The organism is Winogradskyella vidalii (genome assembly GCF_013403955.1).
Taxonomy (GTDB): domain Bacteria; phylum Bacteroidota; class Bacteroidia; order Flavobacteriales; family Flavobacteriaceae; genus Winogradskyella; species Winogradskyella vidalii.
Genome location: NZ_JABFDG010000002.1, coordinates 144011 through 169913 on the forward strand (window position 1 = coordinate 144011; position 25903 = coordinate 169913).

At 34.1% G+C, this 25903-nt stretch carries 18 protein-coding genes; 9 read left to right on the forward strand and 9 right to left on the reverse strand.

Annotated elements, in window-relative coordinates:
• Positions 1-112: 112 nt before the first annotated feature.
• The 8 genes from HM982_RS07500 to HM982_RS07535 all read right to left on the reverse strand — a co-directional run bounded on the left by HM982_RS07500 (position 113) and on the right by HM982_RS07535 (position 7471).
• Complete coding sequence (locus HM982_RS07500; protein ID WP_179352526.1) at positions 113-2902, reverse strand: CotH kinase family protein; 2790 nt, start codon at positions 2900-2902, stop codon at positions 113-115.
• Between the two features lie 161 nt (positions 2903-3063).
• Entirely contained in the window at positions 3064-3696 is a 633-nt protein-coding gene (locus tag HM982_RS07505; RefSeq protein ID WP_179352527.1) for a hypothetical protein, read from the reverse strand.
• Positions 3697-3708: 12 nt separating this feature from the next.
• A complete protein-coding gene (locus HM982_RS07510) occupies positions 3709-4707 on the reverse strand; it encodes a YHYH protein (RefSeq protein WP_179352528.1) in 999 nt (332 codons plus the stop codon).
• An 86-nt stretch (positions 4708-4793) separates the two neighbouring features.
• Complete coding sequence (locus tag HM982_RS07515; RefSeq protein WP_179352529.1) at positions 4794-5546, reverse strand: hypothetical protein; 753 nt, start codon at positions 5544-5546, stop codon at positions 4794-4796.
• A 99-nt stretch (positions 5547-5645) separates the two neighbouring features.
• Positions 5646-5936: an EF-hand domain-containing protein gene (locus HM982_RS07520; RefSeq protein ID WP_179352530.1), complete on the reverse strand. Its 291-nt coding sequence runs from the start codon at positions 5934-5936 to the stop codon at positions 5646-5648.
• A 126-nt stretch (positions 5937-6062) separates the two neighbouring features.
• On the reverse strand, positions 6063-6569 hold the full coding sequence (locus tag HM982_RS07525) for a hypothetical protein (RefSeq protein ID WP_179352531.1): 507 nt from the start codon (positions 6567-6569) through the stop codon (positions 6063-6065).
• A gap of 2 nt (positions 6570-6571) precedes the next feature.
• The gene (locus HM982_RS07530) at positions 6572-6886 is read right to left on the reverse strand and encodes a hypothetical protein (protein ID WP_179352532.1); all 315 of its coding nucleotides are present in this window, start codon (positions 6884-6886) and stop codon (positions 6572-6574) included.
• Between the two features lie 39 nt (positions 6887-6925).
• Complete coding sequence (locus HM982_RS07535; protein WP_246296631.1) at positions 6926-7471, reverse strand: RNA polymerase sigma factor; 546 nt, start codon at positions 7469-7471, stop codon at positions 6926-6928.
• A 222-nt stretch (positions 7472-7693) separates the two neighbouring features.
• On the opposite strand from HM982_RS07535, the gene HM982_RS07540 reads away from it, so the two are divergent.
• From HM982_RS07540 to HM982_RS07560, 5 genes are all read left to right on the forward strand, one after another.
• Positions 7694-8905, forward strand: a complete 1212-nt coding sequence (locus tag HM982_RS07540; protein WP_179352533.1) for an RsmB/NOP family class I SAM-dependent RNA methyltransferase — start codon at positions 7694-7696, stop codon at positions 8903-8905.
• 26 nt (positions 8906-8931) lie between these two features.
• A complete protein-coding gene (locus HM982_RS07545; RefSeq protein ID WP_179352534.1) occupies positions 8932-10755 on the forward strand; it encodes an endonuclease in 1824 nt (607 codons plus the stop codon).
• A 43-nt stretch (positions 10756-10798) separates the two neighbouring features.
• On the forward strand, positions 10799-11887 hold the full coding sequence (locus HM982_RS07550) for an endonuclease (RefSeq protein WP_179352535.1): 1089 nt from the start codon (positions 10799-10801) through the stop codon (positions 11885-11887).
• A 165-nt stretch (positions 11888-12052) separates the two neighbouring features.
• A complete protein-coding gene (gene purL, locus HM982_RS07555; RefSeq protein ID WP_179352536.1) occupies positions 12053-15721 on the forward strand; it encodes a phosphoribosylformylglycinamidine synthase in 3669 nt (1222 codons plus the stop codon).
• Complete coding sequence (locus tag HM982_RS07560; protein WP_179352537.1) at positions 15711-16187, forward strand: hypothetical protein; 477 nt, start codon at positions 15711-15713, stop codon at positions 16185-16187. The genes purL and HM982_RS07560 overlap by 11 nt, the downstream gene beginning before the upstream one ends.
• 403 nt (positions 16188-16590) lie before the next feature.
• Here the strand turns inward: HM982_RS07560 and HM982_RS07565 are convergent, their stop codons facing one another.
• On the reverse strand, positions 16591-19212 hold the full coding sequence (locus tag HM982_RS07565) for a chondroitinase-B domain-containing protein (RefSeq protein WP_179352538.1): 2622 nt from the start codon (positions 19210-19212) through the stop codon (positions 16591-16593).
• Positions 19213-19476: 264 nt separating this feature from the next.
• Here HM982_RS07565 and HM982_RS07570 point away from each other — a divergent pair, with 264 nt between their 5' ends.
• The 4 genes from HM982_RS07570 to HM982_RS07585 all read left to right on the forward strand — a co-directional run bounded on the left by HM982_RS07570 (position 19477) and on the right by HM982_RS07585 (position 25863).
• Entirely contained in the window at positions 19477-21249 is a 1773-nt protein-coding gene (locus HM982_RS07570; protein WP_179352539.1) for an AMP-dependent synthetase/ligase, read from the forward strand.
• Between the two features lie 462 nt (positions 21250-21711).
• The gene (locus HM982_RS07575; protein WP_179352540.1) at positions 21712-22164 is read left to right on the forward strand and encodes a MarR family winged helix-turn-helix transcriptional regulator; all 453 of its coding nucleotides are present in this window, start codon (positions 21712-21714) and stop codon (positions 22162-22164) included.
• Between the two features lies 1 nt (position 22165).
• Complete coding sequence (locus tag HM982_RS07580) at positions 22166-24574, forward strand: 3-hydroxyacyl-CoA dehydrogenase/enoyl-CoA hydratase family protein (protein ID WP_179352541.1); 2409 nt, start codon at positions 22166-22168, stop codon at positions 24572-24574.
• A 98-nt stretch (positions 24575-24672) separates the two neighbouring features.
• Positions 24673-25863: an acetyl-CoA C-acyltransferase gene (locus HM982_RS07585; RefSeq protein ID WP_179352542.1), complete on the forward strand. Its 1191-nt coding sequence runs from the start codon at positions 24673-24675 to the stop codon at positions 25861-25863.
• The last annotated feature ends 40 nt before the right edge of the window (positions 25864-25903 follow it).

A 25903-nucleotide genomic window follows, 5' to 3' on the forward strand; every position in this document is an offset into this window, starting at 1 on the left:
GGTTCACATAAAAAAGCCCAAGAACAATTGCATTCTTAGGCTTTAAAATCTAGTTTTATTTTAGAAATAATAAGTATTATGAATTATCTCTCCATCTTAAAATACATCGTATTTAATTTCTTGAAACCTTTAATACTGTGGACTTATTTAGCACAACCATATACAAACCTTTTGAAAATGATGTAAAATCTAGCGTTATTGCATTTTTATTGGTGTATTTGTCTTGAAATAATTGTTGACCATGGATGCTATAAATTTCAACTGTTTCAATGGCGAGGTTTGCATTTTCGATATCGATAAAATCATTTGTTGGATTAGGATAGAATTTTAACCCTTTACTAAACGAGACATTCTCAACCGAAAGTGTTTCATTATTTTCACCAAAAGTTGGTTCTTGAATTACAAAATCTCCTGTGCCATTAGGGCTTCTAGCATACCCCATATCTGTAATCTGTTCTCCAAATGTTATATTCTGTAAAACAGTACCGTTGGCATAGGATAAAATAGCTGTTTCTCCTCCTGAAGAAAATTTAAAATCGGCATGAAAATCGCCCTGATCCGTATCTTTATCGCACCACACTATTAAATAACTATCGGCATCTAATGTTGTTCCTGTAGGGAATTGATAAATTAAAGGATCGTCTGCATCATCAGACAAAAACAAATTATCTAAGCTTATGGTTGCATCTGTGGTATTGTATAATTCAATCCAATCTTCGTATTCGCCTGCTTCATCTGTTTCGCCTGTGTCATTAGATGCTAAGATTTCATTAATCACTAAATCTCCAACATTTAAAAAATCATAATCATCAATATTCTCATTATTGGCATTAAACGTTGGTTCTTGAATTACAAAATCACCTGTTCCGTTAGGATTTCTGGCATACCCCATATCATCTGTTTGGGCACCAAAGCTTATATTTTCAATGACAGTGCCATCTGCATAAGATAAAATGGCACTTTCACCATCTGAAGAAAACTTTATATCGGCATGCAAACCGTCTTGGTCATCATCTTTATCACACCAAACAATTAAATAACTATCAGGTTCTATGGTTAATCCTGAAGGAAAAGCCCAAACCAATAAATCATCTTGATCATCCGATAAATATAAATTATCTAGACTTAATGTTTCAGAACTATTGTTATAAAGCTCTAACCAATCATCATATTCACCATCTTGATCTATAACTGTAGTTTCATTAGAGGCCATGATTTCATTAATAACCAAATCTCCCATTGAGATTGTTGTATATGTACTTTCAATGCTATAAAATTCATACTCCGCTCTAGCTGGTGAAAAAGCACCTATATTTGAATTTTCTGCATAAATGTAATATTGAAGGTTAGCCGAGTCTATGGCTACATCAATTCCATAGATATTATCGCCTGCGACCTCATCGTTATGTGCTCCATCATCGTACATTTCAATTTTTGTAAAAGGTTCCGTTAGATCTGTTCTATAACCTAAATACACATTATCTGTATCTGTTACCTCTACAGTGATTGAAACCGTATCTCCAATTAATGGTGTCGATACCGATGATTCAACATTACTTATAGTAGGCTGTGTCGTTGTAAAATCGGACTGACTTAGTAGATAAGAACTTCTTGCAGTCATTAAATTGGTTAAGCCACAAGCTGTATTTCCGCCAATATTATAATCGGTATTTATATTACCTGTGAATTGGGTATTTGTATAAAACTTATTGGTATCAGCAGCTACTGCTTCTGTAATTATAGCTTGGTAATCATTGGCAAGTGTTAAGTAATTTGAATTACTAATATTCTCCGTTAATATGGTTTTAAAATGTGCTAAATACATTCGTTTGTATTTAGGTACTGCTAATAATTTAGATATCAGTGGAAAATCAGTATCTGTATCATGAAGCAAATAATCTAACTGTGCTTTTTCTGTTGTTGAATTCAACGTTCCAGTTGAACCTCCTGGGCCACCAGGACCTCCAGGACCACCAGAACCTCCGCTACTAGACTCTCCGGTCATTGCAAAAGTTCCGAAAGACATATTTAAATCCCAAACTACAGGCTTAAACTGCCCATTATTATCTTTATATAAATAATAATTTTGCTTAAACTGACCTATGTAGCTATCTATATTTACCATCACATTATCAAACGCTAACATCCAAATCGCCCTATCGACATCTAAAACCGTTTCTATATTAGTAATGTCATTATTTAAAATATTGGTTAATTCTATTAAATCATCCCAATGTGCAAGCGCTACTGAAGCATCCTCATCATCATCTGATTTAATTTCATAAGCATCATCATAGTTTGTATAATTTGTTCCTAAATATTCTAAATTAGGCAATGTTGTGGTTTGTGGTCCAGCGCCATCTGGTGGACTACAACTAAAGAACGCATTATCGTTAGAATTAAAATGCTTGTTTACAAATTTCTTAGAAATAGATTCTGTATTCGTATACAAACCAATTAAAGTGCCATTAACATATACATTGGCATAATTGGCCTGAGGTGCATCCATATACTGGTTAACAATATTGTAAGCTACTGTTTCTCTCACAAACGAAGGGTCTGCAAAAACATTTGCTAATTTAATATCCGTATACCCTTGATAATCTTGATCCACATAGGTATCTAATTCTATGTGAAATGGATTTTTTGTTTGATTAGCATCATAGGAACTATTGCCTTTATACTTTACACCAACCTGGTTAAAAATCGTCCCATTAATAGTAACAGATGTCGCTTCTGTATACTCATTGTCACCGGCTTTTTCAGCATCTAATAACGCATCCCAATTGCTTTGAGCAAATTCAATTTCGATGGTTTGTATCGTATTAATATCGTACAATTCTTGTGAAAAGACATTGATAGATATCAACATAATAATTAATTGAGTAATTGTTTTTTTCATCGTGATTTATATTGAAATTATTTTTCCGTGTAAATCTTTAGATGCTATAAATGATTAAAACTTGTGCTTAATCTTAAAATATTTTAAATAAAAAAAGCTTCATAATTTCTTACGAAGCCTTTTCCAATCAAACAATTTAAACAAATATTACTTTTAATATTTTAAAGGTTCTTTTTCAACTTTATTATTTCATTTATACCATGAACCACTAAACCAAGAATACCAATCACAACCAAAATTAGAATGACATTTAAGGATGATGAACTCAATGTTTGTTCATCGACACGAATGAATTTATTTCCTATAGATTTAAGTTTAAGAATGTGGTTATTGTCTTTTGTTAATACAAAATTATCTTTATCAAAGCCCTCTTTTAGAATTACCACCGCACTTTTATTATTATATATATCTTGAAAGGTTTTATTTTTAACTACCACAGAAGAAATCTCTTTGGGTACACCTTCAAGTTCAAATACAACTTTAGTCTCATGACCTAATTTAACCAAGCCATGACTTAGGGCGACTTTATAATTACCATTAAATTCTAGGTCTAAGTTATTCTTAATATGGTCTATTACCATTTGACGAAACTCTTCAGGTGAACTGTATGGCGTTTCAGCATAATGTAATTTAATTTCTTGCTGGAAGGCAGTTAACGATGCATTAATTTGAAGCACCCATACCTTATTACTGTTTTCTACCAACATGGTGGTAGAAATTTCTGGCTGATGTGCTTTCACCGACGGTGTAAAGAACAACAACCCTAAAACATATAGTGATAAGACTCGTTTCATAGGACATCATTTTTAAATAGCATAGGCGCCTTTTAGACCATTTATAAAATTGTTGTTTCCTGCTGAATCCACGTGATAATGATAACCACGCGTATCATCTGTATGACCTCGATAGGTATCTAAGTCCGTTGGTGAATTACCTTCACTATCTTCTAACTCATAAATTCCATGGCCATCTAAAGCATAACCAATTAATGCCGCATGTCCATCGGTTTGCTCTATTTTAGTACTAAAACCTGTTGCCGCATGGTAGTGGTAACCTTGGTTAACATTAATATGTCCGCCTGCATCATCAAAAGGCGCTAAAGTATAAGCGCCAAGAATATTATCAACAGGAGCTGGTGCCGAAAACTCGATCCCATTTAAAGCTATACCTCGAGTTGAAGGCGCTGTATTAGCAGGACCTCCTGGTCCTGTGGCAAATAACACTCCTGTATTTTGAAGCACTGGTGAGATTGGTATTAACCATGTTTGAGTAATATCAGTTATGTAAGATGGCAGACATTCTACACAAAAATTCTCGTAGGCTTCGCTGACGTTAGGGTTAGCAGCGTTAATACAATCTTCTTCTGTTTCTGTGATATAAATGTCTCCATTGCCATCATACATTAACCAATTATCATCGTTATAAAACGTGGCAAGATTTTCTACAAATGCGCCATCAACATCATAAACTACGCCATCTTCTAACCATATACCGCCAGCAGAAGCGTCATCTAAAATATTATCTGGACACCAAGGCCCTAGCGTATGGTCTGTTGGAATGCTACTTGTTACTATTTGATAGCAGTCTGTTGATGTACCATCAGATAAAGTACAAGGTACTGTAGTAATAGTAACTGACCCATCACTGGTTGTAAAGAATGATGCATCTACATTGGTCACTAAAACGCTGTCATCAACTCCATCATCTGAAGTCGCTGTGCTATCATCTGAATTACAAGCTGTAAAAACTAACATTAGGAAACTAAAAATTAAAATTGATGGTATTAAAAATTGATTCGTTTTCATAAGTATTTACATTTTTGGGTTACTCTCTAATTGTTTAGATGCAAGAGTTTCAAAAAACTTGCGCTCTAGCTTAAAATATACTTTATTTAATTATTTAATTCTTTGCTGAGTTGATAAGCAATGGTTTGTGTTTTGTCTCTTAAGTTTATTGCATTGGTTAATTGAATTTCAGTTTGCAATAACCGATCAACTAAACTGTTCTGATACGCTCTACTTTTAAGTAATTGTGCATAATTAGAATTCGTTGAAAATGAATCGACACTACTAACTTTAAACTCACGTTGTGTAAGCATATCAATTAAGGATACATATTTTTCTATGGCTGGCTGTAACCGGTTGACAATTATATTTTCTATTTTAGTTTCTTGACTTTGAAAATTGTCTAATTCATTAGGATAAGCCGCAATTAAATCTTTTAGCATATCACTTTCTATAAATTCAAATTTGTTGGTGGTATTTATTGAGTTTACTGCGCCATAATGTAATTTAGTAGGTTTAAAATTCACATATATAATACTTCGCTTTTCCTTTTCTGTTAATTTTGAAGGTAGTTTATCTATTATATTGTCTATCGTATTTTCTATGATTTTTGTGTTTTCTGTATAGCTGACAATAGATGCATTTAGAAGCACTAAATTTGAATTTAGCTCTTCATTTAGCGACTGATATATTTTTAATTCTACGATTCTGTTTTTTCTTAATTCATTTAAATTATTAATTTTCCACGCTATTAAAACACCAATTACAATTAAAAGTATTTCACCTAACGCGTAAATTAAGTAGTTTCTAATTTTTCCTGATAGTAATAATTTTCTTCTAATTTTTCTGAATAACCTCATAACAACTACAGTAATTACACATTTTCCAATGCTTTTTTATTATAAAAAGACTTCGCAATTTCTCACGAAGTCTTAAAAAACCAACCAATCAATTCAACTTTAATTACCTCTCTTTTTACGTTCTGGCTTCGGAGCATTTTTAAACTCTTCTTCAGAAATAAATCCATCTTCATCCGTATCAATCTTAGAAAAATCATCTTTTAAAGGTCCATTTAACTCATCTTTAGAAAGTTTCCCATCTTCATTTTTATCCATCTCTTCTAATAACTCAGCAAATGTTGGTGGTGCCTTTCTTTCTTGACGATCTTGAGATTGCGCATAAGAATTAGTAGACATACCTAATGCTATTCCAAATACTAATACTACTGTTTTTAATGTTTTACTTTTCATCTTTTTAAGTTTTAATGTTATATAAGTTTAGATGTGCTTTAACCTTTAAACTTGTGATAGTAATTGTTAAATAAAACACAAAAAAAAGACCCTCAATAGCATTGAAGGTCTTTACATAAATTATAATTATTGATCTTGTCTTGGTGGTGGTCTATGACCATCTTCTCTATTTGGAGGCGGTGGTCTATTAGCATTATCACCTTGACGCAAGGCTTCAAATAAAATATTTTTAAATTTCTCTTTTTGTTTAGTATTAGAAATATCCTGAATCATTTTAAAATGATAGAATATCTCCTTTTCCTTTGCTGTTTCTTTTTCACAAATTAAAGACGTAATAGAGTCTGTTGTTTTTTCACTAATAGTATCATCTGCCAGTGTACTAAAAAGATAATCCTTTAATTCTTTTACCTCTTCTGATAATTTAACCATAGTTTGGTGATGCCCTTTACTTTTTTGATTAAATTCTTCTAATTGTGCCGTATTAAAATTCAATTGTTTAACAATAAATTCCTTTCCTCTTTGCGGTTCCATAGGTTTTTCAGCTGTACTTAATCCCATATAATTATAAAGGAAGAACCCATTAACCACGATTAAAAAAATAAGTAAACCGTATAATATTGTATTTTTCTTCATAATTAATCTAGTATTGAGGACTGAGTATCTGTTACAAGTCCGTAAGAAGTTGCAAAATCATTTAAGCTCTCATCATAGTTAGATTCTTTTAAGCTATTGAACGCTATGATATTCAATACAACCAAGCAAACTAAGGTTGCTAATTGTAATTTTGGTGTAAACCATGACCACGCTGTATCTTGACGTTCTTCATTTGCTTTACGAATCTGATGCATCACTTTTTCTTTAAAAAAAGGAGACACTTCTACTTCCTTTATAGATTCTACAGAATCAAAGGTGTCTGTTACTTTTTTATTCATTTCAACATTAGTTTTCATAATTATATCTTTAGATGCATAAGTTTGAAAAAACTTGCGCTAATGTTCATTTTTATAATAATTTTCTAAAAGATTTTTCAAATTCTTTTTGGCTCTAAACATAATGGACTCTACAGAAGACAAACTACGCTTAGTAATTTCTGCCACCTCTTGGTAACTCTTACCATCAATTTTATGAAGTGTAAAAACCACAGATTGACTTTCTGGCAGGCTATTAATAGCCTTAAATAAAGTTGCATTAAGCTCTTTGTTCTCTAATAAAATTCCCGGATGATTCATTTCTGTGAAATAATCTGTTTTATCCATCGGAATGGCATTTCCGGTTATAGACTGTAAAAATGCAAAACGTTTTTTAGTGTTCTTCTTTCTAATAAACTCTAAACATTTATTAGTAGTAATTCTGTAAATCCAAGTCGATAATTTAGAATCCCCTTTAAACTTATTAATCGAATTAAAAACTTCCATAAATACATCTTGTGCTATATCTTCAGCATCTTCCTTATTAGGTACAAAAGAAATACAAGTGCTAAATACCTTTTGCTGAAAATCATCTAAAAGCTGACTATAAGCTTTGGTGCTTTTCAATTTTAATTCTTGTATAAACTCAGTTTCTTCCAAAAAGTATTTTGTATTATATAATTGCGAATTTAGTTTAGATGTCACTAAAAAAAAAACTTGGGGAAATTATTTATTATTATAAGTTAACACTTTCTAATAATATATTATACTCTTAATCTTTTCGCTTACCTTTGCACGTTCATTTTTGCAGAAATATATAACTGCATTTTGAAAATTTAATACTTATTTATGAGATTACATAGAAACTTATGCTTTGCCGTAATAGACGGATTACACCTTATTTTTAATGAAGGTGAATATGCAGATAAAGTGATACAACAATTACTTAAGCGCGATAAACGCTGGGGAAGCAGAGACAGAGGTTTTGTTGCCGAAACAGTTTATACCATTGTAAGGTACCAAAGGCTATATGCAGAAATAGCAAATGTAAAAGCGCCATATCACAGAGATGACCTTTGGAGAATGTTTGCCGTTTGGGCAACATTAAAAGGTATTAAATTACCCGATTGGAAATATTTTACAGACACACCGACCAGAAAAATTAAAGGCCGCTTTGACGAATTGTCTAAAATTAGAAAATACAGAGAGTCAGTACCTGATTGGATTGATGAATTAGGTGTTGCAGAATTAGGCGAAGCAGAATGGACTAAAGAACTAGCCAAACAAAACGAGCAAGCCGATGTTATTCTTAGGGTTAACACCTTAAAAACAACTAAAAAAGATTTACAATTAAAGTTAGAATCTGAAAATATTGAAACCGACTTTTTACCAAACCACCCTTCTGCTCTTAAATTAAAAGAACGTGCCAACGTTTTTGTTACAGAAGCTTTTAAGAATGGTTGGTTTGAAGTACAAGATGCGTCATCACAATTAGTAGCTGATTATTTAGATGTTCAACCCGGTATGAAAGTCGTTGATGTTTGTGCTGGTGCTGGTGGAAAAACATTGCACTTAGCCTCACTAATGGAAAACAAAGGACAGGTAATTGCGATGGATATTTACGAAAGTAAATTAAAAAAACTCAAGATTAGAGCGCGAAGAAATGGGGTTCATAATATTGAAATGAAGGTCATAGATTCTACAAAACCTATTAAGAAATTACACGGTAAAGCTGATCGCTTATTAATCGATGCTCCTTGTTCTGGATTAGGCGTTTTACGAAGAAACCCTGACGCTAAATGGAAATTAGAACCAGAATTCATAGAAAATATCAAAAAAACACAAGCTGAAGTTTTAGAGCAATATTCTAAAATGGTTAAACCTGGCGGAAAAATGGTCTATGCAACGTGTTCTGTTTTACCATCGGAAAACCAAAAACAAGTTGACAAATTCTTAACTTCAGAAGCAGGTAAAGACTTTACTTTTATTAAGGATAAAAAAGTGTTGGCTCACAAATCTGGTTTCGACGGATTTTATATGGCACTTTTAGAGAAAAAATAACCCCAAACCATATCAAAACACAACAAATGAAGCACTTCTACTTATTGTTATTTTTAATTACTACGAGCATAGTATTTGCTCAAATTCCTTCAAACTATTACGATAGTGCTGATGGTTTAACTGGTTTTACCTTAAAATCAGAATTAAAAAATATCACCGCAAATGGTCATCAGGCTAGAAGTTACGATCAACTATACGATGGTGATGGTATCACGGGCTCTAATGGTTATCAAGATACGCATTCTGACAACAACGTTACTGGAGGTACTAATTATGAAAATGACGGTACCGTTTTAGATTTCTATTCTGAAAATCCTACGGGATCTGACCCTTATAATTTCACCCATGGAAACGACCAATGCGGTAATCAAAATTCTGAAGGTGATTGTTATAACAGAGAACATCTAATTCCCCAATCGTCATTTAGCAGCAGCTACCCTATGCAAAGTGATATACACCATGTAATCCCAACAGATGGGCGTGTTAACAATTTTAGAGGCTCCTATCCTTTTGGAGATGTAGGTTCTACAAATTGGACCTCACAAAATGGATCTAAAAGAGGAACAAGTAATATGGCTGGCTATTCAGGTATTGTTTTTGAACCTATTGACGAATTCAAAGGCGACATCGCAAGAGCAATTCTTTATTTTGCAACACGTTATGAAGATTCTATAGATGGTTATACCAGTTTTGATATGTTTAACGGCACTAATGATCAAGTGTTTTTTCCATGGGCTATTGATGTTTTACTCGACTGGCATAACAATGTAGATCCTGTTGATCAAAGAGAACGCGACAGAAATGATGCTGCTTACAGTTTTCAAGGAAATGCAAATCCGTTTGTAGATCATCCAGAATACGCTAACCTAATTTGGAATCCAACACCAGATACTGAAGCCCCTTCTAACCCTACAAATTTAGTGGCCTCTAACCCTACGGATAACAGTATTTATTTAAGTTGGACGGCGTCTACAGACAATGTTGAAGTTACAGGATATGATATTTATATTGACGGTAATTATACCTTCAGCAGCAATAATACTACTGCTACTGCAACTGGTTTAATATCTGAGACTGAATATTGCTTTACTGTAAAAGCAAAAGATGCCGAAGGAAACGAATCTAATTTTAGCAACCAAGATTGCGCAACCACAACAAACGATGGTAGCATAGGTGGATCTGAGTGCCTGACTGAAACTTTTGAAAATTTAGACTCTTCAATTGGTTCTTACACTGAGGTTTCTTGGACAGGTGATGCTGGTGGAACTTGGAATGCAACAGAAGCCAGGACGGATCAAAGCATAAATACTTCTAACGCCATAACGATTAGAGATGGTGAATTAGTATTACCAACAACCTCTGGAGGTATCGGTTCATTAACCGTTACTACTAAACGTGTGTTTTCAGGCTCAGATGGAACTTTTAATGTTAATGTCAACGGCACTTTAGTTGGTACCATTGCATATAGTGACACTGAACAAACCGTAACTATTCCCAATATTAATATAGAAAACAGTATCTCAGTTGTTATAAATGGTAATAGTGACTCTGGTAATAGAGTCGCATTTGATGATTTATCATATACTTGTTTTACAAGTTTAAATACCACTGAATTTAATTTAGAAACTATTAAATTACACCCAAACCCTGTAAATAACAATCTAACTGTAGATTTAAATTCTAATATAGATACAAGTATCGAAATCTATGATATTCTTGGTAAACGTGTATTTAAAAACACCATAAGTAAAACACGTACTTTAAATCTTCAAAGTTTAAATACAGGTATTTATATCGTAAAACTTATACAAGGAAACGCAACCACAACTAAAAAATTAGTAAAGCAATAAAACCACTTACTAAAAACGCACCAAATCTTAATACCTTAAACAAATGAAACACATTTACTTTATTTTCTTAACATTTGTAACTTCAATTGTATTTGCTCAGCTAACACCACCAGCTGAATTAACGTCTTATTACACTGCAGTAGATTTTACATCTACAGGTATTAGCTTAAAAAACGACTTAATAGAGGTTACGGAAGATAAACATACCAACTATCTTAGTTATGGCGATATTTGGGATGCTTCAAGAATTACTGATATCGACCCAGATAACTCAAACAACGTGCTTTTACTTTACGGGTATAATGATACAGATGGTAATGTTACCTCAGATAGAACGAGAAGCAAATATGACAACGGCGGAAGTGTTGGCGACTGGAACAGGGAACATGTTTATCCAAAATCTTTAGGGAATCCAAATTTAGGCACAGATGGGCCCGGCGCTGATGCGCAAATGCTTAGACCTAGCGATGTACAAAGAAACGGTAACCGAGGAAACCTTTTATTTGCCGATAAAAACTCAGGTCAATTCTCAAATGGTGAATCTGGAAGCACCAATGGTGGTTGGTACCCTGGAGATGAATGGAAAGGCGATTGTGCTCGTATCATAATGTATATGTATTTACGCTATGGTGATCGTTGTTTGCCTTCTAATGTTGGGTATGGAAGCAGTAATGCTACTCCTGATGATATGATTGATTTATTTTTACAGTGGAATGCTGAAGACCCAGTCGTTGAAGGCGGATTAGAAGACGTAAGAAATACGTATCACGGTAACACCAGTAATACTTACGCACAAGGAAACAGAAACCCATTTATTGATAATCCTTATTTAGCTACTGTAATTTGGGGCGGACCAGAAGCACAAAACAGATGGAGTAGTCTTTCTGTATCAGATACACAGAAAGACATTGTAAAAATATTTCCTAACCCAACAAGCGGTAATGAAATTACAATTTTATCTAACCAAGTCATCACTGCCGAAATTTATAATATCCTAGGCAAAAAAATTAAGGTTCAATCGATTACACCCAATCAATCTAAAATAAACATCTCTGGTTTAACTAAGGGTGTTTATCTCATAAAGCTGAATTCAGAAAACGGTATTCAGACAAAACGATTGATTAAACACTAATTTGATTTTTACATATCAGAACTGAGCGACTCCATGAGTCGCTTTTTTTTATGTTCAAAACATCGTGAACAACTCATAATTTTCAATGTGATATTATAAGTTAAATAACGTTTAAAAAAACGTAAATTTGCATTTTACTAAACACAACTCAAACACACGACATAAATGATTCATTTTTTCGGAAACCAAAACAGTAAAGTTTTTGCTGTTCAAGCCCCTAAAGAATTATCAACAGAAACCATCTCTAAATTGACATGGTTATTTGGCGACCAACCAAAACTTGACCAAGCATCACTCGATGCTTTTTTTGTTGGACCAAGAGCTGCTATGATTACACCTTGGAGTACTAATGCCGTTGAAATCACCCAAAATATGGGGATCGATGGTATTATTAGAATTGAAGAGTTTGCTTCAATAACTGAAGATTTCAAGGATTATGACCCTATGATTTCTGAAAAATATCAAAGTTTGAATCAAGATATTTTCACTATCGATATTCAACCTGAAGCGATTTTAAATATTGAAAACATTTCAGAATACAATCAGCAAGAAGGTTTATCGCTTAGTGACGAAGAGGTTGAATACCTTGAAGGTGTTGCAAAAAAAATCGGGCGACCATTAACCGATTCTGAAGTTTTTGGGTTTTCACAAGTGAATTCAGAACACTGTCGTCACAAAATATTCAACGGTACATTTGTTATTGATGGCGAAGAAAAAGAAACTTCTCTCTTTAAACTAATCAAAGAAACATCTAAACAAAACCCTAATGATATTGTTTCAGCATATAAAGACAATGTGGCTTTTATAAAAGGCCCTGTTGTGGAGCAGTTTGCTCCAAGTCGTGCTGATATTCCAGATTATTATACTACTAAAGACTACGAATCTGTAATTTCTTTAAAAGCAGAAACACATAACTTCCCTACTACGGTTGAGCCGTTTAATGGTGCTGCAACCGGTTCTGGTGGCGAAATTAGAGATCGACTAGCTGGTGGCAAAGGCTCTTTACCGTTAGCAGGAACTGCAGTTTACATGACCTCGTACTCCCGATTAGAAGACGAACGTCCTTGGGAAAAAGCATTTCCTGAGCGCAAATGGCTGTACCAAACACCAATGGATATTTTAATTAAAGCGAGTAATGGCGCTTCCGATTTTGGTAACAAATTTGGACAACCTTTAATCTGTGGATCCGTACTAACGTTTGAACACCAAGACCAAAACGGTAAAATTGGTTATGATAAAGTGATTATGCAAGCTGGTGGAATTGGTTATGGAAAAGCAGACCAAGCTATAAAAGATATCCCTAAAGAAGGTGATAAAATAGTGATTCTTGGTGGTGATAACTACAGAATTGGTATGGGAGGCGCTGCAGTTTCTTCTGCTGATACTGGTGCTTTGGCTTCTGGTATTGAGTTAAATGCTGTACAACGTTCTAATCCTGAAATGCAAAAACGCGCTGCTAATGCCGTAAGAGGTATGGTAGAAAGTGATGAAAACTATATTGTTTCAATTCACGATCATGGTGCTGGTGGACATTTAAATTGTTTATCAGAGCTGGTGGAAGATACTGGTGGAAACATTGATTTAGACAAGCTACCTGTTGGTGACCCAACCTTGTCTTCAAAAGAAATTATAGGTAACGAATCTCAAGAACGCATGGGATTAGTTATTGGTGATAAACACTTAGATACTTTACATAAAATAGCAGATAGAGAACGCTCTCCTATTTATGATGTCGGAGAAGTTACAGGAAAACACCGCTTTACCTTTGAATCTAAAACTACAGGCGAAAAACCTATGGATTTAGCTTTAGAAGACATGTTTGGTAGTTCTCCTAAAACCATAATGACTGATAATACTGTTGAAAAAAACTACAACGGTATATCCTATGACACCACTAATTTTTACGAGTATTTAGATCAGGTTTTACAACTTGAAGCTGTAGCCTCAAAAGATTGGTTAACAAATAAAGTAGACCGTTGTGTAGGCGGAAAAGTAGCGAAACAACAATGTGTTGGTCCATTACAAATCCCACTGAATAACGTAGGTGTAATGGCACTCGATTTTAAAGGAAAAGAAGGTATTGCAACAAGTATTGGGCACTCGCCTATTTCAGGCTTAATTAATCCAGAAGCTGGAAGTCGTAATTCTATAGCAGAAGCGTTAACCAATATCATTTGGGCCCCATTAAAAGACGGCTTACAAAGTGTATCATTATCAGCTAACTGGATGTGGCCTTGTAAAAATGAAGGCGAAGATGCCCGTTTATACGAAGCTGTAAAAGCAATTTCAGAATTTTCAATTGACTTAGGTATCAACGTACCAACAGGGAAGGATTCACTTTCCATGAAGCAAAAATACCCTGATGGTGATGTCATTTCTCCTGGAACTGTTATTATCTCTGCTGCGGCCAATTGTGATGACATCACTAAAGTGGTTGAGCCTGTTTTTCAAAAAGGAAAAGGGTCTATATATTATATCAACCTATCACAAGATTCTTATGAATTAGGTGGTAGCTCATTTGCACAAATCAATAATAAAATAGGAAATACCACGCCTAATATTAAAAGTGCAGCTTACGTTAAAACCGTATTCAATACCATACAAGGTTTAATAAAAGACCAACAAATTGTTGCTGGCCATGATGTCGCTTCTGGTGGATTAATTACCACTTTATTAGAATTGTGTTTTGCCGACACTAATTTAGGTGCAGAATTAGATATTACTGGTTTAAATGAAAAAGATTCATTTAAAGTTTTATTTGCTGAAAATGCAGGTCTTGTTTTTCAATCAGTTGATGATGCCATTGAAGCTGAATTATCTAAAGCTAATATTGAATTTCACAAACTAGGTAAAGTAACCGAGAGTGATGTTTTAAGCCTTATCAATAACGATCAGGTATATACTATGACGGTTTCGAGATTACGAGATATGTGGTTTAAAACCTCGTTCTTACTCGACCAAAAGCAAACAGCAAATGGGTTAGCAAAAGATCGCTTTGATAACTATAAAAATCAAGCTTTAAAATTTAAATTTCCTTCCCATTTTACAGGCCAATTAAAAGATAGTGTTGGTACACCTAATACTAGACCAAAAGCGGCGATTCTTAGAGAAAAAGGTTCAAACTCTGAACGCGAAATGGCAAATGCCATGTATTTAGCCGGATTTGATGTTAAGGATGTGCATATGACCGATTTAATTTCCGGAAGAGAAACCTTAGAAGATATTCAATTTTTAGGTGCTGTTGGTGGCTTTAGTAATTCTGATGTTTTAGGATCTGCGAAAGGTTGGGCTGGCGCCATAAAATATAATGACAAAGCTAACAAAGTTATTAAAGATTTCTTTGAGCGTGAAGACACACTTTCTGTAGGAATCTGTAATGGTGCGCAACTTTGGATGGAATTAGATTTAGTAAACCCAGAGCATGAAACGCATGGAAAACTAACTTATAACGACTCTAAAAAGCATGAAAGTGGTTTCACGTCAGTTAATATTAAAAAGAATAATTCAGTTATGCTTTCTACTTTAGAAGGAACTACTCTAGGAGTTTGGATTTCTCATGGTGAAGGCAAATTTAAGCTTCCATATGCAGAAGACAACTATAATATTGTTGCTACATATGGTTATGCAGAATATCCTGCTAACCCTAATGGCTCTGATTATAACACCGCAATGCTTTCTGACAAAACCGGACGCCATTTAGCAACGATGCCACATATTGAACGTTCTATATTTCAATGGAATTGGGCGAATTATCCACAAGACAGAAAAGATGACGTATCGCCTTGGTTAGAAGCCTTTGTAAATGCACGAAAATGGATTGAAAATGAAATTTAATTTTAGTTTAGTTATAGGTTTCTTTTGTTTTTTTGCAACTTCTCAAGTAAAGTATCCAAAATACTACTTAGAATATGCTAAAGACACAATTTATTCTGATGTTGAATATTTTAACATTTCGAAGAAAGCTCATAATACTAAATTAAAAAGTAAATTATTTTCTAGTGTAAAGTACGAAAATGACACACTTGTTTTATATAGACTTCGACAATCATATCTATTTGGAGAACTTGATGAATTAAAGAAGAACCAACTCTTTCTACTTTTTTCAAATAGAAATAAAATTGATACAACCAAAATTATGGTCATTCATTATCAAGACACTTTAAAAAAGATAAGTGAATTCCCAAAAGAATCTGGTATTGTTTATAATGAAGACAGAACATCTCATACTCATGCTACTAGTCATGAAGACTATGTTAAACATCAAATAGCATGTACTAAAAAGTTGAGTAAAAAAAAATAAGTCTGAGGTTTATCATTTCTTTAAGCATAATAATGGCCATCCATTAACCTATAAAAAGGCTAATTGGTATAAAGATCATTTTGGCGTAGTAAACGAATTATTTAGAGATTATAAAGGTCGCTTTCATACTATTATTATCCATCCTAATGGTGACTTTTTTTGTTTAAATTACTCTGATGATAATACTAATTTACTTTCCGATATCGCGAAAGGAAAACGATGGGAGAAGCATAAAAATAATTTTTTGGAGGAGTTAGAACGTCTTAATTCTAAAAAATAGTTAAGCTAAATCTTTAGATCTATTATATTATTTGACCGTTTTAGTTGTATCTAAATTAATATAAAAAGAATAGGCTTCTCAATTTGAGAAGCCTATTTCTTTTTTAAAATCTATTTATTTTAATTATTCAGAAATAATTATTCGTTTTGAAATGTTTCTGCCATCTTCACTAGATAACTTTAAGATATAAGTACCATTTACAACATTTGATAGATCAATATTAATTATTGCGTTTACAGTTTCTACGTTACCTTGCATAACTAATCTACCATCAATACTATATAACTTGTAAGCTTCAATTTGAGTATCGTTGTACACTTTAATATTTAAATTCTCCTTAACAGGATTTGGATAAAGTGAAATTTGATCTTGTAAATCTGACTCACCTACTGATAAGGCCTGATTACCAAAAAACTCTACTTCGGTAATATTAGACCAAGTACTCGTTCTACTATCACCAGCGGCATTAAATCTACCATAACTCATTAGTTTTATATAACGTGCACTGGTTGCCACCTGATATTGATCAAAACCTTCTCGAGTTCCGGTTGTTGTGGTAAATAGTAAATCTCCTGTTGTTGGTAAAATCAATGTGAAATCTTCAGGATTTGTACCTGTTGTAGAAACGTAAAATTGAACGCCATAAGCATCCGATTTATCATCGGTACCAATTTGAATTAAATCAAGTTCATATTCGCTATTCAAGTCGTAAATTACATACTCACCATCACCTTTATAATCACCTGATACAATATCGCCATCAGAAGCTGTCCATTGCGTATCAATATCTTTATCTAAGGTATTAGATGCATAATTAGTTTTTGGAGGATCCGCATCTAAATCTACCTGTTCTTGAGAGAAAGAATAAATTGTAACAGGGTCATCATCTAAACCTGTGTTAATGAGGTCGTATAAATTAACTAAATCTACACCATCTTGCGTTATATTTAAAACTCTAACAATGTCATCGCCTCCTGGATCTTGTGTAAAGGTTACAGACCCTGTTCTTGCACTTGTACTTAAATTTTCAGTAACTGTAATTGAAACTTCTGCATCTCCCGTAGCCGAAGTAACATCTATAGAAATCCATTCATCATCTGAAACAGCAGTCCAACTTACATTAGCGTTAACAGACACTTCATAACTAGCAGCATCAGAAGCTAACTCTTGTAAACTACTAACCGTTAAAGATTCTGGTATTTCAATGGTACAATCGCCATCTAATATCGAATTACCTAGGTGATCTAAAAAACAAGCTCCTATACCATAACCAACCATCGCATCAGTTGTTGGTAAATATACGCCCATATCAGCACCTTTACCTTCAGACCCAGTACCTGAGAATGTAAAAATTTCTCCCATTGCAGTTGCTACAATTCCAGCCTCTTCAGTAAAACCTGCATTTGCTTCTCCTAAAACTGTACCTGTATATACGTTTCCTGAGTATTCTAATGTAGTCCCTAAATCGCTGTAAGAATCATCTTCATCACCAGTGATAACGTCGGTAATATTTTCATTTCCTGCTTCAAAATAGATTAAGTTATTCAAAACGGTTCCCGTAGGATCTGTTGTTCCTTTATCAGCATTATAAAACAAAGGTGCATTGGTATTAATAATCGTATTATTAGCAACGGTTATATTTTCAACTTTTTGATACCCGTTAGATGTATTTGAGTCGTTACAAGACACATCATGATTAGAACTACCGCCTAAAAATGTAATCCCATTATTCCAAATAGATTGATCAACAACCGTTACACAGTCTTGAATATAATTGTTTGTAATACTGTGTTCGCTATCCACAATTCGGATGCCTCCGGTACCATCTACATTTTCGCCTAAAAAATAATTACCTTCAACTGTAGCATGAGAACCGTGGCGCAATACTAAAGAACCTCTACTTCTTCTAAAAGTATTATTGATATACGAATTGCTTTTGCTCTTGTTTGTAATAATTTCATTTTCTCCATCCGCTTCAACAAAATAATTATTACTAACCATTACATTACTATCAACATTTTGAAAAGAACTTGTACCGATACGTATAGTTTCACTATCACCAGAGTTTGTTAATTCAGAATCAATTTTTTCGTATTTGTAGAAATAATTATTGCTAATTGTATGGCCTACGATTTCACAACTCGTATTTTCTTCACTATCGTATGGCGAAGCATTGTAACGAAGTTCAACTAAAATCATATTCCCAGCATTAGTTTTATTCATAAAAGAACAGTTTATAACCGTATTATAAGTTCCGTATAATATAATCCAATTGTGTTTTTGACTTGTTCCTTCTTCAAAATCATCTGGACCAACTGTTAGGCCATCAATGGCACAGTTTTGAATTGTACTATGATTTGCATAATCCGTTCCATCTCTAAATTCAATCAGTGTGCTTGGGCCATAGCCACCATCCCAATGAAAACCATCGATAATAACATGATCTCCACCAACACTCATTTTTAAACCCGCTGTAAACCGAACACCTCCAGGAGTTTCAGCTCTAAATGTTATAGGCATATCAGCGGTTCCTGTTGTAGGAGAAAATTTAATTCTATCCTCAGAATCGTAAACGCCATCTTCTAAAATTACGGTGTCTCCAGCTTGAAGGACTTCATTTAAATCATCTAAATCCTCAGGGTCGTCAATATTATACGTCGTTTGCGCAAACAGACTAACCGAAAAGAGTAGTAAAACACTAAAAATCATTAAGCTTTTAGTTTTAAAATCATAATTTGTTGTCATAGTTAAATAATTAAAATTGTTAGAAAATAATTGGTAAACCAGATTGGTTAACCAAATATATGGAAATTTTTTATTACTTCATATAAAGTAATTAATTAGTTTATGTAAAAAAAAACTAAAATTTATTGTGTATTTCGCAAATCAGACAGACAATATTGAGATATAAATCAATAATTCTTAATTATTTCTTACCATCATTCTTAAATTTATATGTAATATTTTTATACTTTCGTATAATCCCTTATAAACTAAGTGTAGATAATTATGACAGAAGTAACTCGACTTTTCGATTTTCCATATTACCAATTAAAGCACAAACCAAACCCTAAAGCTTTAGTTACCAAATACAATGGCGAATGGAAAGCAATATCCACCCAAGAGTACGTAGATAAATCTAATGCAATAAGTAGAGCTTTATTACGCTTGGGAATTAAAAACAATGATAAAATAGCCGTTATATCTTCGACAAATCGAACGGAATGGAACATCATGGACATTGGCGTACTGCAACTTGGAGCACAAAACATACCTATATATCCGACTATTTCTGCTGAAGATTACGAATATGTTTTAAACCATAGTGAATCCATTTATTGTTTTGTTTCAGATGCTGAAGTATTAGAAAAAGTTCGACAAATTCAAGATAAAACAAGCCTTAAAGACGTCTACTCTTTTGACCATATTGAAGGCTGTAAACATTATTCAGAATTATTTGAATTAGGGAAAGATGAAAGTAATCAAAATGAGGTCGAAGCTCATAAAGATGCTGTAAAACCCGATGATTTAGCAACTATTATCTATACTTCTGGTACTACGGGTAGACCTAAAGGCGTGATGCTTTCTCATTGGAATATAACAAGTAATGCCTTAGATAGTTCTCCCAGAGTTCCTCTTGTAGGTGGTGATAATCGTGTGCTGAGTTTCCTACCTATATGCCATATTTTTGAACGTCTTTTAATTTATGTCTATCAATACGCTGGTAATTCTATTTATTTTGCTGAAGCTATTGATAAAATTGGAGATAATGCCAAAGAAATTAAGCCACACCTAATGAGTGTTGTGCCTCGATTACTAGAAAAAGTTTTCGACAAAATTATGTTTAAAGGTGAAGAGCTTTCAGGAATAAAAAAAGGTTTATTCTTCTGGGCCGTAAAATTAGGCGAACGTTGGGAACCTTATGGTGCCAATGGTTGGTGGTACGAGTTTCAATTAAAAATTGCCAATAAAATTATTTTTAATAAATGGCGAGAAGCGCTTGGAGGTGAATTAGGGACAATGGTTTCGGGGAGTGCTGCACTTCAACCAAGATTAGCTAGAGTTTTTGGGGCGGCAAAAATGCAAGTCATGGAAGGCTACGGCTTAACAGAAACGTCGCCTGTAGTAGCCGTTGGATTGTATAAAGATGGGATGTACAGAGTGGGTACAGTTGGAAAACCGATCGATAATGTTGATGTTAAAATTGCAGAAGACGGGGAAATCTTAATTAAAGGACCTAATGTAATGTTAGGGTATTATAAGGATCCCACTAAAACGGCAGAAGTAATGACTGATGGGTATTTCCATACAGGAGACAAAGGTGTTGTGGATGCTGATGGTTTTTTAAAAATCACCGGACGTAAAAAAGAAATGTTTAAGACCTCTGGAGGAAAATATATTATACCACCACTTTTAGAGAACGACATGAAACAATCTCACTTTATCGAACAAATTATGGTTGTTGGTGAAGGTGAAAAGATGCCAGCAGCTCTAATTCAGCCTAATTTCGACTTTATACGTGATTGGATTGATTACAAACAAAACGGGGTTGGAAAAACAAACACTGAAATCATTAATTCAGAGATTGTAATAAACCGTATTCAAAAAGAAATAGACAAATACAATAGACATTTTGGCAAATGGGAACAAATTAAGCGTTTTGAACTTACGCCAGACGTATGGTCTATTGAAGGAGGACAACTGACACCGACTTTAAAAATGAAGCGTGTTATAATTAAAGGTATTTATCAAGACCTTTACGATAAAATTTATCGTTCCTAAGCTTTAATCTACAGCATAACACTTCTATAGCTAAGAAGTGTCAAAAACCGAATAAACTTAAAAAGTCTATTCGGTTTTTTTATGTCTAACAACAGTAAGCTGTTCTACAAACCCATTGTAAGACTTTTGACACGTAAGATTTTTTATTTCTAAGAATAATCTTCAGATATTAATCCCTTGTATTTAGTCAACCATTAACTCTTACTAGATACATAATGATAATTATTATCAGTCGCTATTCATCTATTTTATCCAAGTAATACTTTAGTAATTGCATTGATTATAATACAATATTATAATTTAGACTCATCAGCAAAATAATATCATTATCGCAAAAATAGCACCCTAAAAAAATACTTATCAAAATATTTAGATGTGATTATTGAAGTATTATCAAAATATTTTCTTAATTTATTATGCACGCATAGTATTTTTTATTATATTTGATTTTCAAAACCTATAATGAAAGACAAAACAATAGATTACGTCCTAAGAACCACATGGTTAGCCGTCAATAAAATGTATAATGAGGAAGCTTCTCAGTTTGATACAACTATGGCAACCGGATTTGCACTATTAAGTATAGATCCTGAAAAAGGAACCCCCTCAACTTCTCTAGGTCCAAAAATGGGTATGGAAGCAACAAGCCTTTCTAGAACCCTAAAGACAATGCAAGATAAAGGTCTAATTGAACGAAGGCCCAATCCCGAAGATGGTCGTGGCGTCCTTATTTTTCTTACGGATTTTGGCAAACAAAAAAGAGACTATTCTAAAGAGAAAGTGTTAACGTTTAATGAAACGATAAAAAATAATGTCTCTACAGAAGAGTTAAATCATTTTTATAAGGTTGCAGAAATCATAAATAACATGATTTCAAATAAACAGATATATAATAAAGAACACATTTTAAAATAAGATGAGTAAACGAAGAATTAACAAAATAGCAATTATTGGATCTGGAATTATGGGAAGCGGTATCGCTTGCCATTTCGCCAATATTGGAGTTGATGTTTTATTATTAGACATTGTACCAAGAGAATTAAACGACAAAGAAAAAGCAAAAGGTTTAACCTTAGAAGATAAAGTATTTCGTAACCGCATTGTTAACGATGCTTTATCTGCTTCTATTAAATCTAAACCTGCACCACTCTACCATACGTCATTTGCCAACCGAATCACTACAGGAAATCTTGAAGATGATATCGCTAAAGTAAAAGACGTCGATTGGATTATGGAAGTCGTTGTAGAACGCCTAGACATTAAACAACAGGTTTTTGAAAATCTTGAAAAATACAGAACCCCAGGAACTTTAATTACGTCTAACACCTCTGGGATTCCAATTAAGTTTATGAGTGAGGGCCGAAGTGAAGATTTCCAAAAACACTTCTGTGGAACCCACTTTTTTAACCCTGCACGATATTTAAAATTATTCGAAATTATACCTGGTCCAAAAACAGACCAAGCCGTATTGGATTTCTTAAATGATTATGGCGAAAAATTCTTAGGTAAAACATCTGTTATAGCTAAAGATACACCTGCTTTTATTGGAAATAGAATAGGTATATTTAGTATTCAAAGTTTATTTCATACCGTTAAAGATTTAGATTTAACCATTGAAGAAGTCGATAAATTATCAGGGCCTGTTATTGGTCGTCCAAAATCGGCAACCTTTAGAACAGTTGACGTTGTTGGTTTAGACACCTTAGTTCACGTAGCTAACGGTATTAGAGAAAATTGCCCAAATGATGAACGCTTAGAGTTGTTTGAATTACCAGACTTCATCAATACCATGATGGAAAACAAGTGGTTAGGCAGCAAAACAGGTCAAGGGTTCTATAAGAAAACTAAAAATGATAAAGGCAAAACAGAAATCTTATCATTAGACCTTAATACCTTAGAGTACCGTGAAAAGAAACGAGCAAAATTTGCCACATTGGAACTTACAAAAACCATTGATAAAGTTGTAGACCGTTTCAAAGTATTAGTTAAAGGAAAAGATAAAGCGGGTGAATTTTACAGAAAGAGTTTCGCTGCGCTATTTGCATACGTTTCAAACCGTATTCCAGAAATTACAGACGATTTATACAAAATCGATGATGCTATGAAAGCTGGTTTTGGTTGGGAACATGGACCATTCCAAATTTGGGATGCTATAGGCGTTGAAAAAGGAATAGAAATGATGAAAGCTGAAGGTGTTGAACCTAACGCTTGGGTTAACGAAATGTTAGCTTCTGGAAGTGATTCTTTTTATACCGTAAAAGATGGCGCTAGTTATGCTTATGATATTCCTAAAAAATCTCAGGAAAAAATCCCTGGTCAAGATGCATTTATCATATTAGATAACATCAGAAAAACAAATGAAGTATTTAAAAACTCTGGTGTTGTCGTTGAAGATTTAGGTGATGGTATTCTTAACTGTGAGTTCCAATCTAAAATGAACACTATTGGAGGCGACGTTCTTGCCGGATTAAATAAAGCGATCGATATAGCCGAAAAAGATTATGCAGGATTAGTGGTAGGAAATCAAGCCGCAAACTTCTCCGTAGGTGCTAACATCGGCATGATTTTTATGATGGCTGCAGAACAAGAGTACGACGAGCTTAATATGGCTATTAAATATTTCCAAGACACTATGATGCGCATGCGCTATTCATCAATTCCAACAATTTCTGCGCCTCATGGCATGGCTCTAGGTGGTGGTTGTGAATTATCGTTACACGCTGATAAAGTGGTTGCTGCTGCAGAAACTTACATGGGACTTGTAGAGTTTGGAGTTGGTGTTATTCCTGGTGGTGGTGGTTCTAAAGAAATGGCTTTAAGAGCATCAGATACCTTCAAAAAAGGCGATGTACAGTTAAACACACTTCAAGAATATTTCTTAACTATCGGAATGGCAAAAGTATCTACCTCCGCTTATGAAGCTTTCGATTTAGGTGTGCTTCAAAAAGGAAAAGATGTCGTTGTAGTTAATAAAGACCGTCAGATAGCCGTTGCTAAACAGCATGCTAAGCTTATGGCAGATATGGGATATACAAAACCTGTTAAACGAGATGATGTTTTAGTTCTTGGTAAGCAAGCCTTAGGAATGTTTCTCGTGGGAACAGACTCCATGGAAGACTCTAACTACATTTCTGAACACGATATGAAAATCGCTAACAAATTAGCCTATGTAATGGCTGGTGGTGATTTATCGGAACCAACAAAAGTAACGGAGCAATACTTATTAGATTTAGAACGTGAAGCCTTCTTATCATTATGTACTGAACGTAAAACTTTAGAAAGAATTCAGCATATGTTGAAAACAGGAAAACCGTTACGTAATTAAAATTACTAAGCAATTCGTCATTAGCCATTAGCTATTGGCAAATCGTAGTAAACACAAACGCTAAAGGCCAAGAGCTAATAGCCAAAAGCATAAAAAAAATGAAAACAGCATATATAGTAAAAGCATACAGAACCGCAGTTGGTAAAGCACCAAAAGGTGTGTTCCGATTTAAAAGAACCGATGAATTAGCCGCAGAAACCATCAAGCATATGATGAAGGAACTGCCTAATTTAGACCCAAAACGCATCGATGATGTCATTGTGGGTAACGCCATGCCAGAAGGCTCTCAAGGTTTAAACATGGCACGTCTAATTTCCTTAATGGGATTAGATATTGTAGATGTTCCTGGAGTGACCGTAAATCGTTTTTGCTCTTCTGGAGTCGAAACCATTGGTATGGCAACTGCAAAAATACAAGCCGGAATGGCCGATTGTATTATTGCTGGTGGAGCAGAAAGCATGAGTGCCGTACCAATGACAGGTTTTAAACCCGAGTTAAATTACGATATCGTAAAATCTGGGCATGAAGATTATTATTGGGGCATGGGAAATACAGCGGAAGCCGTTGCAAAACAATTCAATGTATCTCGTGAAGACCAAGATGAGTTTGCCTATAATTCGCATATGAAAGCTTTGAGAGCACAAGCCGAAGACCGTTTTCAAGACCAAATTGTACCTATTGAAGTCGAACAAACTTATGTTGATGCTAACGGAAAAAAAGCGACAAAATCATACACTGTAACTAAAGATGAAGGGCCTCGAAAAGGAACAAACAAAGAAGCTTTAGCAAAACTTAGAGCCGTATTTGCTGCAGGCGGTAGTGTTACAGCTGGTAACTCATCTCAAATGAGTGATGGTGCTGCTTTTGTAATGGTAATGAGTGAAGACATGGTTAAAGAGCTTGGTCTAGAACCTATTGCAAGAATGGTCAACTATGCCGCTGCAGGTGTTGAACCTCGTATTATGGGAATCGGTCCTGTAAAAGCCATTCCGAAAGCCTTAAAACAAGCCGGCTTAAAGCAAGATGATTTAAGCTTAATTGAATTAAACGAAGCATTTGCTTCGCAATCTTTAGCAGTAATCAGAGAATTAAACCTCAACCCAGATATCATAAACGTCAATGGTGGCGCTATTGCGCTTGGCCACCCATTAGGATGTACTGGAGCAAAACTATCCGTACAACTTTTTGATGAGATGCGTAAACGCGACATGAAAGGTAAATATGGCGCTGTAACGATGTGTGTTGGTACAGGCCAAGGGGCTTGTGGGGTATTTGAATTTTTAAATTAGAACACAGACGAATAGAGTCTAGAATCTAGACTTAAAAAAC